This is a genomic window from Nitritalea sp. (assembly GCF_054166705.1).
This window is the reverse complement of sequence record NZ_JBSZCV010000009.1, coordinates 23272-36007: the sequence shown is the minus strand read 5'-3', so window position 1 is coordinate 36007 and position 12736 is coordinate 23272. Positions and strand designations below refer to the sequence as shown.

Sequence of the window (12736 nt, the reverse complement as noted above, 5' to 3'; positions counted from 1 at the left end):
CCCATGAGCAATAGAGAACTTCCTCTGGCGGCACTGCGCCAGACCTTAGAGCATATGCCGGCGGATTGGTTGGTCCTCACCACCCACCGCTTGGATGTGTACCAAGAAAGCCGAGCAAAAACAGCTTTTTTAGATGCTTTTCAAGCCTTGATACAGGCCGAGCAACTGGATACGGACTCTTTAGCGCAACTCCCCACTGCATACGATTATATTCGCTTAGGACATCCGCTTTCCTGTCTACTGGAGTGGGGGCTCATGGTTCAGCGAGGTGCCGATGCTAGCCACTGCATCAGTTTTACCTCGACGACCATGCCTTTTTTGGCGGTACTCCGCCAAAATAAGCTCTTAGGCAAAGCGACGCGCCTACTGCATGCCGGCACGCTACCGGTCCAACTAGATCCCCATACCTTGCGACGGGTGTATGGCTATGTTTTCGAGCTGGAGCAGCTAGCGGCAGGGCAGGAGCCGAATCCTTTTGACGGAATTACCGTTTGGTATGAGGAATGTGAAAAGATGCGCCCATTTCAGAAGCGAGCGGGCTGTGAGATTCAGTTGATGCAGGTCCAAGGTTTGGGCACCCTACTATGGCTGGCAGAAGAGGAGGTAAAAGATTACGTAGCTGAAATTCAACATGTAAGGCGAAGAGAAACCATCGCGATGACCCCTCATCTCTGTTGGATCGCCCTACGTCAGTTAGGTGGGGAGGCGGCGGCGGTTCTACCCGATCCAGCGCAGCGCCAGCGGTATCTGCCAGACCTCCAGCAGCAGGTGCAGTGGATCACCCAGACCTCCGGAAAGCCTCTTTTTGCCTCTAGCGGGCTTTCGATGCAGTATGCCCTGATGATGGGGCTGGTGGCACATGCTCAGGAGCAGCACCCAGATAAAAAGGTGTCCTTTGTGGTGCCTCCAAATTGTTATGGAGGAACAAACGATCAGGCGAGACGTGTGGCAGCCATCCTGCCGCAGGTGGAAATCGTAGACTTTCCGGTGGATGGGAAACACGATATGGTCCGAAGCCTGCAGGCCATCCTAGCCAAACTGGCGGAAGAAGATAGCGTTCCCTATGTGATCGCAGAAATCCCTACGAATCCACGCGTAGAAGTGCCAGATTTAGCCGCTTTAGCCGCCTGCTTATCGCAGCAGCGCCAAACCGCTTCAGGCCAGCCAGCTACCCCCGCGCTGCTCGTGCTGGATCAGACTTTCTGCCCGAATGTTCCCTTTTTAGCGCCCGATAGTGTCCTCTATGCGGTACCCTTAATCGCCTATGTAAGTGGCTCCAAGTTTCCAAGTGGGGGCAAGTGTACGGCTGCTTATGCTGCGGCTAACCCTGCCGCCAGCTCCTTTATGCCCGTCATCGGGCAGCACCTGCGCCTTTGTGATAATGAAGCGACTATGGAACAGTTAGCCCTCTTACAGGAGCAGCTCCCGAGCATGTTGGCACGTATTCAAAAAGCCTATCAGCACACAGCGGCTTTTATCGGACACATTCGTCGATTGTTACCGGAGGCGGGGATACATTTTGTACCGATAGACCTCGTCGAGCGGGGATTCACGCCCTCGGTATTTTCGTTAGATTTGCCGACTCGAGGCCAGACACCGCAGGAGCGAGAAGCCTATAAACGTGAGTTAAACTTGCGCTTGATACACAAGATGATTAAGGCCCTACCGGATCAAAGCAAGTACTGTGTGAGTTATGGGCAGCTAAAAGGCTGTTACTGGACGATTCCTGCCACCTCCACCCAGGGCACGACGAAGGAAGAGGACAAGGACTATATCGCTCGAGTGGCTGTGGCGCCGGATTTCGATTTGGAACGCCATGTGGAGGTTTTCGAGGCCTTTGTGGAGGAGCTGCGTGCCGAGGGGGTGGTTAGTGCTTAGGGCATCAGCAGTCCCTGCGGTTTATTTATGAACGAAGCGGTAGCGCATGCTATGGATGTAAGTGTCATCAAAGTCAAACGCGAAGCGCTCTTTTTGTACTTTCGCGTTTGGTTGCCGCTGTATTTCCTGTTCCACAATCCAAGTACCCCCACGCTCTTGGTAGATGGAAAAAGTGACTTTCATGTCAGGCATACGTGAAAAGAAGCGGCTGTAAAGTGCGGTAAAGTCTTCACGACCAGCTACGATAAGGCCCCCTTCTACATCAAGCAGTTGAAAGTCCGCATGCAAGAGATGCGCCATGGCCACTGCATCTTGGGCTTGGAAAGCTTCGCAATAAGCGCGTAAGAGCTCAGGAGGCTGCGGTTTTTTTTGGCCGTAGGCCGAAGCGGCAAAGCTAAAAAGGAGGCAAGGTAGCCAGCTGGTATACAGGAGTTTATAGAAAGTGAATTTAAGGCCTAGGGGGAGATAGGCCCCAGAAATGCCCGGCTCTGCCGTTTGGATAGCCTTACGGGAATGGTTAACTTGCGCTCGCATACAGCAGCAAGATACATCTTAGATTTATGGATTACAACAAAATGAACGAGCTCCTGCGCTCCATCGTCGAGAAGCGTATTCAGTTGAGTAAACTCTCCTATGCCGATCAAGCATATGATGACATAGAGGAGGAGATGCAGGATTTAGAAGATGATTTTAATGAGGAGTACGAGCCTGTTTTCCAGCAGGCTTTGGAAGAAATTTACGATACCTTAGGTTCTGATAATGAAATTTTGCTCCCTACCGCCTATTTAGCGAATAAGTACACGGCTATGCTTCCTGATGCACATGGGCAGGTGAACTATGAGGTGAAAGGGAAGGAAGGGGTGCCGATAGAGTCAGAGCAGTTCGATGGACAGGATGTGCGACTGGTTCTCATTCCGAACCCATCGCGCATCGCAATGCAGATTAATGGCAAGACGCTCAAGGTACTTTGGACGGGACGCGCTTAAGTTTTCAGCTATTGTGCTGGGTGAGAGCAAACTAAAAAATGGTAAATGACCCTAAAAAAAAGGAAGTCTACTGTGGCTTCCTTTTTTTATACTTTAAAGCCGTATAGCGGCACTTAAAAGCCCAATACTGCACGTACTTCCCTTAATTTTTCTCGTGCTACTGTGCGTGCGCGTTCCTCTCCGATTTGGAGTACGCGGTCTAAAGCAGCTTTATCTTCCATGTAATGGGAGAAAATCTTACGCTCTTCCGCGAAGCGCTCCAAAATCAGCTCGAGAAGGGCTTTTTTCGCATGGCCATAACCGAAATTCCCGGCTTCATATTGGGCTTTTAGTGCATCAGTTTCGGTAGGGCTTGCGAGCAACTTGTAGAGCTTAAACACATTGCAGGTTTCGGCCACTTTCGGTTCTTCGAGCGGGGTGCTATCTGTCACGATACTGTTTACATTTTTTTTCAGTGCCTTTTCGGGCAGGAAAATGTCGATGAAGTTATTGTAAGACTTGCTCATTTTTTGGCCATCAATACCGGGGATGATCATGACCTCTTCGCTGATGCGGGGCTCAGGCAGAACGAAAAGCTCCTGTCCTAGCTTATGGTTTATGCTGCTGGCGATGTCGCGGGTCATTTCGAGGTGCTGCAACTGATCCTTACCGACAGGCACTACTTCTGCGCTGTAGAGCAAAATATCTGCGGCCATAAGCACGGGATAGGTGAAAAGGCCAGCGTTCACATCGGCAAGACGATCGGATTTGTCTTTAAAGCTATGGGCATTGGCCAGCATCGGAAAAGGGGTGTAGCAGGACAGGTACCAGGTTAGTTCAGCCACCTCTGGTATGCGTGATTGGCGGTAGAAAACGGATTTATCGGTGTCCACACCGAAGGCAAGCCAGGCAGCAGCTACCGCATCTACATGCTCACGTCTGGTCGCCCCCTCCTTAATGGTAGTAAGGGAGTGAAGGTCAGCGATAAAGATGAAAGAATCGTTTTGCTCCTTTTGGGTTAAAGCCACTGCAGGTAAAATCGCCCCAAGGATATTTCCCAAGTGCGGCCTGCCCGAGCTTTGGATACCGGTTAAAACTCTTGCCATAATGCTTAAATTTTTCGCGCAAATTACATAATAGTTGACAGAGTCGCCTACTTTTTTCCGTTATTTGCCTTCATGAAGCGAAAAATTACCCTCATTTCTGTGTTATCATGGGCCTTTTTCATCCTGTTTTCGGGAGGACTTTCCGCCCAGGAGGTCCCGGAACGACTGCCCCTTTTTTGGGAAAAGCAAGTGCTGTCTTTGGGGACCTTTTTGGCCGAATCCGGCCCACAGGTGCTGACCTTCTATGGCTTAAACCAGCAGGAACTGGCGATCGTAATCGAGGAAGTAGGGAGCGACTGTGCTTGCCTCCAAGTGCGTTTTGCACGGGACAGCGTAGCTCCTTCGAAGGTAGCTGCACTTGAGGTGACCTACACGCCCGATTATCAGGTAGGTAGCTTCACCCACCCGCTGTGGGTAAAAACATCTGCAGACCCAGAAGGAGATACCTTATATGTGCAGGGCAGGCTCATTCCCACAGTAGAGGACCCTCAGGTAGTGTATCAAGCCCGACAGGGAGCGCTCGCATTTCGTAGTTTGCCGTTGAACTTAGGACGTGTTTTTACCCACGAGCCGACAGCATATCGGGTTGATCTCCATAATTTTAGCTCGAGTGACTGGTTTTTAGCTGGAGAGCAGCCGTTGGTACCTGATTTTATCCAGGTAGGCATTGAGGGAGATACCTTAGCCAGCGAGACGCGCGCGCTACTTTCTATCCGTTATGATGGCGCCTTGCGTAATGATTTGGGTCAGTTTTCCGAGCAGATAGCCATTTTGCTTCAGGGAAATAAGGGAGAGCAGGACACCCTGCGGATACCCTATCTGGTGACGGTTCTGGAGTATTTTGACCCCGTGCCGAGTTCGATGCAAGATATCGTGCCACGCCTTCTTTTGGCTGAAACGACGCTGGATTTAAAGCAGCTGCGCGCCGGGACGGTAGTAGAGCGTGAACTGGAATTTGAAAATGTGGGACAGGAGGAATTGGTGCTGCGCAAAGTGATGGCCAACTGTACCTGTTTGGAGGTGGAAGTAGATGAAATGATTTTGGCCGCTGGCCAAAAAGGACATTTACGCCTGCGCTTCGACACTTCCGGCCGCCAAGGTATCGACCATAAGGAAATTTATGTATTTTCGAACGACCCGATTCGCCCCGTCCAGACAATTCGCCTCAAAAGTAGTCTGCAGTAAAGGTTTTGCCCTTAGAATTGCCGATTTTGTAACGTTTGATTCTTTTTGTGCGTTAATAATAGTGTAAATAAAGATATTTCTTGTCAATCTGTCAGTTGGCATGTTCTTTGTTCCCTTTTAACAAATGTTTTTTAAATCAAAACCATAAAAAGATGAGCTCTACGAAATTTCTATTAGGTGTTTTATTAGGTGCAGCGGTAGGTGTACAGGCGGGGATTTTACTTGCCCCAGATAAAGGAAAAAACACCCGCAAAAAACTAACCAAGCAAGGAGAAAAGTATTGGGATGAGGCGAGTGATAAACTAGGAGGTCTCTTGGATGGCCTCAATAAAAAAGTCGATGAAGTAAGTGGGGAAGTGGATAAACTCGCCAAAAAGACGAAAAATGAGATTGAGAAGGCTGTTAAGTAAAGCATTCGACAGCGGCAGTGTATACTGTAAAAAAAAGACCGGATATCCGGTCTTTTTTGTGCCTATTAGGTCTCTTGTTTGGAAGAAGAGACGTGGGAAGTACCCTGAGCAACATCCTTTGATTATGTTTACTTCTTTGGCATCATGCGGCAGCCGATGCGAATGGGAATAAATAGGGTTTGCTGTGTGAACAAAACTCCTGTTTGCAGCTCAAGGGCCAGGTGGGGGGTAAGGGCATATCGTAGTCCCCAGGTACCTTCCGCCAAGGGGGACTGTCTATTTTCCTGCTGGAAGGTGTCTAAGGAGGAATAACCCAGGCGCATCCTTAAAAAAGGCATCCATGTTCCCTTAATAGGGTGGAAGTCACCCACCACAGAGGCGCGTAGGAGGGTATTGTCAGCAAAAAAGGAGGTGCCAAGGCCGATGCCTATGGAGCCCCACTTTTGGTTTTGTAAGCCCAATCCTACATCCAGCGCGTAGGCAGAGGCGGGAGGTAAAGGGAATGCTGAACCACCGGGGTTCGGCTCTACATCAAACGTACGCGTATGAAAGCGTTCAGTACCAAGCTCTAGCTGGTAGTAAGGTAGCTGCTGCGCCTTCAGGCTACAGGTGAAAAGTAAGCAAAGGAAGATGCTCCAAAAAGCTTTTATGTAAAATAACGTAAGGGTATGCGTCATAAAATATATATCTAATTTGGTGTTTTTCGATTTAAATAATCATATAAGTTTACCGAATGTAGCTATTTTATCAAGCTTTTTCAGTATCTTTCCGTAAATCTTTTTTCTAAAAACATTCTTTATGCGACTATCTTTTCTTTCCCTCAGTATGCTTGGCATGCTTTTATTTTCTGGTTTTGAAGCATTTAGCCAGTATCATCCAAATGACCCTCGCGTGGAGGTAACGGGAATGGCCACTAAAGAGCTGATTCCTGATCGCTTGTTTTTCGATATAACACTCTCCGAAAAAGATGCGCGGACGAAAATGAATACTTTGGAGCGTGACCTGCAGCGAGCCCTTCGTGATGCAGGTGTGGATGTTGAAAAACAGCTAAAAGTAAAAGATGCCTTCGGCAGTTTAGAATCTCGTCTACTGCGCAAAAATGAGGTGCAAAACACCAAAACCTTTGAGCTAGAGTTAAAAAATGCGGCAGAAGTAGACGCTGTTTTGCTGCAACTTTCGGAAAAGAAAATCACCGAAATCGCACTCAACAGGATGGAGCATAGCGCCATCGAAAAGGAGCTGCTAGCGCTTAAAAAAGAGGCCATCGTAGATGCCAAGAATAAGGCAGAAGTGATGGCGGCAACCTTAAACCAGCAGGTCGGTCCTGCGGTCTACATCGTAGACACCTACACGCCGAATACGGTGGTACGCTTAAGGGGCAGTGCTGCTGTAAAAATGATGGCAGATATGGAGGAGTTAGCCCTCCTGGATATCAAGCCGATTCGCTTGGAGTCACGCTTGCAGGTGCATTTTCGCCTCTTGGATTAACCCTACTTTGGCCGAAGGCCAAAAAGGCGGTATGCCGACATAAAAAAGCCCCTGCTTGTCCTTAGGGTTCGCAGGGGCCTTTTCTAGCTTATCCCGGATGATGCCTACTGGATATTTTCTATGGCTAATCGGAAGCCACGGTCAGCCCAAGCAAAGCGAATTTCTCCTTGGGTATCGGATAAAGAGAGCACCTCGAAACGGAGCTGTTCCACGACGTTCTCCGGTGCTTCGTTTTCCAGCGTGAAGCGGGCGATGTCTTCAGACTCCTCGTATTCATCCGCTAAGTGCTGCTCATAATTGCTATTCAAAATAACCGTCCAGCCGGATTGACTCGGAATCGTGAAAAGTGCGTACTTGCCCGCCAGGATCTCTTTTCCTTGGATTCGGACAGGGCTATCAAAAGAAACACTAGTAGCTGTGTGTGCACCTGTCACCCAGACCTCCTCCCAGGCAACTAAGCCACCATAAATTTCTCTCCCCCGGACACTGGGTGCCGAATAATCGATATGGACATGGTTGCTACCGATAATCGCCATGACAGCTGTACGCGGACTTTTTGCATTGGAGGCGCTCGCATGAGCTGCATGCTCATGGTGGGCATGGTTTTGGGTTTCTGCAACAGTCTTTTCCGCAGTATGCTCACCACCAGAGCAGGCCATAGCAGTGGCCAAAAGGCCGAGAAGGCCATAAAGTTTAATAGTTTTCATGTGTAAGAAAGGTCATTATATCGATGAATCTAAGTTTTAACGGAGCTTCAGCAATTGGGTTTTTAAAATCGGTGCCATAGCACAAGCGCTTCCTTCCAAAGGGGTAAAAGTGGCAGGCATACGTACCTCCGGAATGTGGCGGTCCACGATAAAAATGGGGATTTCGGCTGCTGTTTCGTACAGCAAGCCAGCTGCAGGGTAGACTTGCAGAGAGGTGCCGATAACGACGAATATATCTGCTGCACGGGTGCGCGCTAGCGCCTCTTCATAAGCCGGTACTGGTTCTCCAAACCAGACCACGTAAGGGCGCAGCTGCCCCCCCTGAGGGCACTGATCTCCCAAGAAAATGGGCGCTCCTTTCATGGAGACGATATAATCAGGATTAAGCGTACTTTGGACCTTGTCTAATTCTCCATGCAGGTGCAAGACACTGCTGGAGCCCGCCCGTTCATGGAGGTCGTCCACATTTTGAGTGATGATGGCTACCTCGAAATAGGCCTCCAGTTCCACCAAAAGCCGATGCGCCGCATTTGGCTCTACTTCCTGCGCCTGTTTGCGCCGTTGATTGTAAAAATCCAAGACCAGCTCTGGATTGGCGACCCAACCTTCTGGGCTGGCCACTTCCAGCACATCATGACCTTCCCAGAGGCCCTTGCTGTCACGAAAGGTTTTTAAGCCACTTTCCGCGGAAATGCCAGCACCTGTAAAGACCACAAGTTTTTTTTTCATGCCAGTAAGGCCTTTAGTGCTCGTGAAGCTGGCTCAAAGTCAAAGCGTTGCAGGCCTGCCTGAAAGTCAGCGTTGATTTCTTCCAAACATAAATTACCTATACTACCTGCATGCACATGGTGCACGCGACTTTGGTCTACCGTAAAAGTATCGTTTTCGATCGCCCGACCCACTTGCTTATATGCATCCCGAAAAGGCATTCCCTCAACTACCAGCTTATTAACAGCCTCCACTGAAAAAACATGTTTGTAAAAGGGATCTTGTAGAATTTCTGTTTTAACCTCGATATGCTCCAGCATGTAGCGTGTCATGTGCAAGCAGTCTTTCAGGGTGTCGATAGCAGGAAAAATCCCTTCTTTCAACAGTTGCAAGTCGCGGTGGTAGCCAGTGGTGAGGTTGGTGAGCAAGAGCTGGAGCTGCCCAGGCAGTCCTTGGAGCTGATTGGTTTTCGCACGGATCAACTCGAATACATCCGGGTTTTTTTTGTGCGGCATGATGCTGGAACCCGTGGTAAGCGCATCTGGAAAGCGGATAAATCCAAAATGCTGGTTCATGAATAAAATGGCATCTGCCGCTAGTCGGTTCAGTGTGGCTGCCACCCCGCTGAGCGCAAAAGCCAGCTGGCGCTCTGTTTTGCCTCGGCTGTTTTGTGCGTTTAGCACATTATAATGCATTTGGCGAAAGCCTAATAGTTCCGTTGTTCGGGCACGATTTAAAGGGAATGAAGAGCCATATCCGGCTGCTGATCCTAAGGGGTTTTTATCTACGAGCCGGTAGGCAGCATGTAGCAGGTCGAGGTCTTCACTCAGGCCTTCGGCAAAGGAGCTGAACCAGAGCCCAAAAGAGGAGGGCATGGCCAGCTGGGTGTGGGTATAGCCGGGCATGAGGTCATCAGCATGTTTCGCCGCCAGTGTCTGCAGCAGCTGAAAAAGGGCTTCCATTTCCTCCACGATATCCCGTACCGCTTGGCGGTAAAATAGCTTGAGATCCACTAGAACTTGATCATTTCGAGAACGTCCGGAATGCAATTTTTTTCCTACGTCGCCTAGTCTTTCAGTGAGCAAAAACTCCACCTGCGAGTGCACATCCTCCACGCCGGGGGCGATGGAAAAGGTTCCTGCCTGGATTTCCTGATAGATGGTCTTCAAGCCCTTGTCCAGTGCCTGCCATTCTGCTTTTTCGAGCAAGCCGATTTCTTGTAGCATGCGGGCATGGGCGATGGAGCCTAGCACATCCCAGGGGGCGAGGAGAGCATCAAATTCCGGGTCTCTTCCGATGGTAAAACGATCTACAGCAGCGGAGGCGCTACTGTCTTTTTCCCAAATTTTCATAAGCGTACGCGCTGATAATAGTCTAGTAGTTGGACATAACGGGAAATTCCCGCTTCGATTTCATGGAGGTAAATAAATTCATCGGCAGTATGAGAGCGTGCCGAGTCGCCCGGGCCTAATTTCACACTCGGAAAGGGGATGAGTGCTTGATCGGAAAGGGTAGGGCTTCCGTATTTTTCGATACGCAGTAGGTCTAAGGCGCGGTGCATGGGATGGGAGAGGGGTAGCTTAGAGGAATTCAGGCGTAGGGAACGAGGCACCAGCTCCGCTTTCAAGCGTTCGCGCAGCTCCTCGATGATTTCTTCTAATTTATAGGCATCCGTCACACGAACATCCAGCGTGTAGGTGCAGCGGTCTGGAACGACATTATGCTGACTTCCCGCCTGGATGACCGTTGCGCTAACCTTGCTCTTGCCCAGGTAGGGAGATGTTTTTTTAAACTCGAACGAGCGAATAAGTAGGAGATCCTCCAGGGCTTTGTACAAGGCATTTTCCCCTTCCTCCCGGGCGGCATGTCCTGCTTTTCCATACACAGTCGCATCTAAAACGACCAGGCCTTTTTCTGCTACGGCTGCTTTCAGTAGGGTAGGTTCTCCTACGATGGCGATTTCACAGGCGGGTAGTTCGCTTAGGATAGATTGGATGCCTCCTGTGCCGCTAATTTCCTCTTCGGCGGTGGCGGCCAGGACCACGTTAAAAGGACTGCTGCTCCCACGTTCATTCCAGGTGAGAAAGGTAGCGATCAGGCTGACCAGCGGACCTCCTGCATCATTACTTCCTAGACCGAAGAGCCTTCCGTCTTCTATCGCTGGAGAAAAAGGATCACGGGTGTAGCCCGCATTCGGCCTTACGGTATCGTGATGTGAATTCAGTAATACAGTAGCTTTTTTGGGATCAAAGGCCTGCGGAAAGGCTAATATATTATGACCGATTTGTTTTAGGGTGAGGGGATAAGCACTCAAATAATGAGAAATATGCCGAGCAGTTTCTCCTTCTTCTCGGCTAAATGAGGGCGTTTGGATTAAAGTTTTGAGGAGGCGAACAGCCTCCTCGTAATAATTATTTTTCATGCAGCACTAAAAATCAACTTTACTAATATAAGTCGTAGCGATGATTTTCGATAATAGTTCCAGATAATTTTCCTTTGGCCGCCAGGCTCAAGTTTTCCGCCTTTCCGATCCAGACATGGTTAACGCCCATCTGCAGGGCTGCGAACGCATTGTCCAGCTTAGGGATCATGCCCGAGTGAATGACAGACTCCTGCTTGAGCTCTTCGTAGATGTCTTCGTTTATCAGCGGAACGATGGAGCCGTCATTATGCTCTTCCAGCAGGACCCCCGGCTTGTTGAAACAAAAGTACAGATTGACTTTATGCTTTTTAGCCAGAGATGTGGCGATATGGGAGGCGATACCGTCGGCATTAGTATTCAGCAGCTGCCCCTGCTGGTCATGTGTGATGGCCGAAATCACTGGAAGCATTTCGTTTTCCAATAATAAGCTCAGCAGCGCCGTATTTACCTCCTGAATATCGCCGACGTAGCCATAGTCGATTTTTCCGACACCCCGCTTTTTCGAGCGGATTAAGTTTCCGTCGGCTCCACTTAGGCCGAGAGCATTGATGCCGATAGCTTGTAGCTTGGACACGATGTCCTTGTTGATCAGACCAGCATAGACCATGGTCACGATGTCTAGCGTGTCGGCATCTGTGATGCGGCGCCCGTCGATCATTTTCGGCATCACACCGAGGCTTTCCCCAAATTTAGAGGCCATAACACCTCCCCCATGGACCAAGATTTTCGGGCCAGGGAAGTGTGCGAGTTGCACTAAAAACTCGGCTAACTTTTCTGGGTAATCGATGACATTACCTCCGATTTTAATTACGCTGATGGTCATAAATAGTGGTTGTTAATAGGTGAAGAGTAGGATTTATAGCTTCATCGTGTGGGTTCAGCGGTGGGAACCAGCGGCTTCTGCCTAGCCGATTTCCCGAAGGATCTCGGCCAGTACTGCCTGAGCCGCATAGATGCGGTTTTCTGCTTGCTGCTGGACGCGGGCACGCGGTCCATCGAGTATCTCATCCGAAAGTTCTACATTTCTTCTGACGGGTAGGCAGTGCATGACCTTCGCCTCAGGGGCTGCCTTCAGAGACGCTTCGCGCAACATCCATTCTGGATAGCTGCCTAGAATTTTTCCGTAGTCAGTAAAGGAGGACCAGTTTTTCACATACACGAAGTCGGCACCTTCCAGTGCTTCAGCTTGGTTATGGGTAATAGTGGCTCCCTTTGTGAAGGCAGGATCTAAGGCATAGCCTTCGGGATGTGCGATTGTCAAATTATGTCCACAGCCGAGCGCCCATTCAGCGAAAGAATTGGCGACCGCATGAGGGATGGCTTTGATGTGCGGCGCCCAAGTGAGCACCACTTTCGGTTTTTTAATCGCATGTTCTTGGATCGTTACCATGTCCGCCAAGCTTTGGAGCGGATGCTGCGTAGCGCTTTCCAGGCTGACAACGGGAATACCTGCATATCGGATAAATTGGTGTAACACAAAATCCGTCACATCTTCTTCTTTCTGGGTCAGGCTAGGGAATGCCCGTAGGGCCAAAACATCAAAATAAGTGCCTAAAACCGCTGCGGCATCTTTAATGTGCTCTACCGTATGCGTGTTCATGACAGCGCCTGAACGCATCTCCAAGGCCCAGCCTTCCTTGTCCATGTTCATGACGATAGGCTCCATGCCCAAGTTCAAAGCCGCAATTTGCGTGCTCGCACGGGTTCTCAGGGAAGGGTTTAGGAAGATGCAGCCGATGCGCTTTCCTTTTCCTAAAAGTGCATCCGCCTGGGGGTTTTGCTTATACTGTAAGGCAGAGGCGATAAGCTTCTGTGCCAATGATTCGTTTTCAAATCGAATAAATGTCTGCATACAATTTTAAATTCC

General features: G+C 49.6%; 14 protein-coding genes. 5 read left to right on the top strand and 9 right to left on the bottom strand.

The window, feature by feature from the left end:
• The first annotated feature begins 3 nt into the window (after positions 1 to 3).
• Entirely contained in the window at positions 4 to 1878 is a 1875-nt protein-coding gene (locus ACXIT9_RS07820) for a cystathionine beta-synthase (protein WP_458055679.1), read from the top strand.
• Positions 1879 to 1899: 21 nt separating this feature from the next.
• Here the strand turns inward: ACXIT9_RS07820 and ACXIT9_RS07815 are convergent, their stop codons facing one another.
• Positions 1900 to 2412 carry a nuclear transport factor 2 family protein gene (locus ACXIT9_RS07815; RefSeq protein WP_458055678.1) on the bottom strand — a complete coding sequence of 171 codons (513 nt, stop codon included), beginning with the start codon at positions 2410 to 2412 and terminating at the stop codon, positions 1900 to 1902.
• Positions 2413 to 2438: 26 nt separating this feature from the next.
• Between ACXIT9_RS07815 and ACXIT9_RS07810 the strand changes: the two genes are divergently transcribed.
• The gene (locus tag ACXIT9_RS07810; RefSeq protein WP_458055677.1) at positions 2439 to 2864 is read left to right on the top strand and encodes a hypothetical protein; all 426 of its coding nucleotides are present in this window, start codon (positions 2439 to 2441) and stop codon (positions 2862 to 2864) included.
• A gap of 113 nt (positions 2865 to 2977) precedes the next feature.
• Here ACXIT9_RS07810 and trpS read toward each other — a convergent pair whose 3' ends face one another.
• On the bottom strand, positions 2978 to 3949 hold the full coding sequence (gene trpS / locus ACXIT9_RS07805; RefSeq protein ID WP_458055676.1) for a tryptophan--tRNA ligase: 972 nt from the start codon (positions 3947 to 3949) through the stop codon (positions 2978 to 2980).
• Between the two features lie 72 nt (positions 3950 to 4021).
• On the opposite strand from trpS, the gene ACXIT9_RS07800 reads away from it, so the two are divergent.
• Together ACXIT9_RS07800 and ACXIT9_RS07795 are read left to right on the top strand one after the other, a co-directional pair.
• Positions 4022 to 5134: a DUF1573 domain-containing protein gene (locus ACXIT9_RS07800; RefSeq protein ID WP_458055675.1), complete on the top strand. Its 1113-nt coding sequence runs from the start codon at positions 4022 to 4024 to the stop codon at positions 5132 to 5134.
• A 152-nt stretch (positions 5135 to 5286) separates the two neighbouring features.
• Positions 5287 to 5544 carry a YtxH domain-containing protein gene (locus ACXIT9_RS07795; protein ID WP_458055674.1) on the top strand — a complete coding sequence of 86 codons (258 nt, stop codon included), beginning with the start codon at positions 5287 to 5289 and terminating at the stop codon, positions 5542 to 5544.
• A gap of 128 nt (positions 5545 to 5672) precedes the next feature.
• On the opposite strand, the gene ACXIT9_RS07790 is transcribed toward ACXIT9_RS07795, so the two are convergent.
• On the bottom strand, positions 5673 to 6221 hold the full coding sequence (locus ACXIT9_RS07790) for a hypothetical protein (RefSeq protein WP_458055673.1): 549 nt from the start codon (positions 6219 to 6221) through the stop codon (positions 5673 to 5675).
• A gap of 121 nt (positions 6222 to 6342) precedes the next feature.
• On the opposite strand from ACXIT9_RS07790, the gene ACXIT9_RS07785 reads away from it, so the two are divergent.
• The gene (locus tag ACXIT9_RS07785) at positions 6343 to 7032 is read left to right on the top strand and encodes an SIMPL domain-containing protein (protein ID WP_458055672.1); all 690 of its coding nucleotides are present in this window, start codon (positions 6343 to 6345) and stop codon (positions 7030 to 7032) included.
• A gap of 104 nt (positions 7033 to 7136) precedes the next feature.
• Here ACXIT9_RS07785 and ACXIT9_RS07780 read toward each other — a convergent pair whose 3' ends face one another.
• The 6 genes from ACXIT9_RS07780 to ACXIT9_RS07755 form a co-directional block, all read right to left on the bottom strand.
• Positions 7137 to 7739 carry a DUF2911 domain-containing protein gene (locus tag ACXIT9_RS07780; protein ID WP_458055671.1) on the bottom strand — a complete coding sequence of 201 codons (603 nt, stop codon included), beginning with the start codon at positions 7737 to 7739 and terminating at the stop codon, positions 7137 to 7139.
• Between the two features lie 36 nt (positions 7740 to 7775).
• On the bottom strand, positions 7776 to 8468 hold the full coding sequence (locus ACXIT9_RS07775; protein ID WP_458055670.1) for an SIR2 family NAD-dependent protein deacylase: 693 nt from the start codon (positions 8466 to 8468) through the stop codon (positions 7776 to 7778).
• Positions 8465 to 9799: an argininosuccinate lyase gene (gene argH / locus ACXIT9_RS07770; protein WP_458055669.1), complete on the bottom strand. Its 1335-nt coding sequence runs from the start codon at positions 9797 to 9799 to the stop codon at positions 8465 to 8467. Before argH ends, ACXIT9_RS07775 begins: the two co-directional genes overlap by 4 nt.
• Positions 9796 to 10869, bottom strand: a complete 1074-nt coding sequence (locus ACXIT9_RS07765; RefSeq protein ID WP_458055668.1) for a M20/M25/M40 family metallo-hydrolase — start codon at positions 10867 to 10869, stop codon at positions 9796 to 9798. Before ACXIT9_RS07765 ends, argH begins: the two co-directional genes overlap by 4 nt.
• A 22-nt stretch (positions 10870 to 10891) precedes the next feature.
• Positions 10892 to 11692, bottom strand: coding sequence for an acetylglutamate kinase (gene argB, locus ACXIT9_RS07760; RefSeq protein WP_458055667.1), 801 nt, complete (start codon positions 11690 to 11692; stop codon positions 10892 to 10894).
• Positions 11693 to 11773: 81 nt separating this feature from the next.
• Entirely contained in the window at positions 11774 to 12721 is a 948-nt protein-coding gene (locus tag ACXIT9_RS07755; RefSeq protein ID WP_458055666.1) for an acetylornithine carbamoyltransferase, read from the bottom strand.
• Positions 12722 to 12736 lie beyond the last annotated feature (15 nt).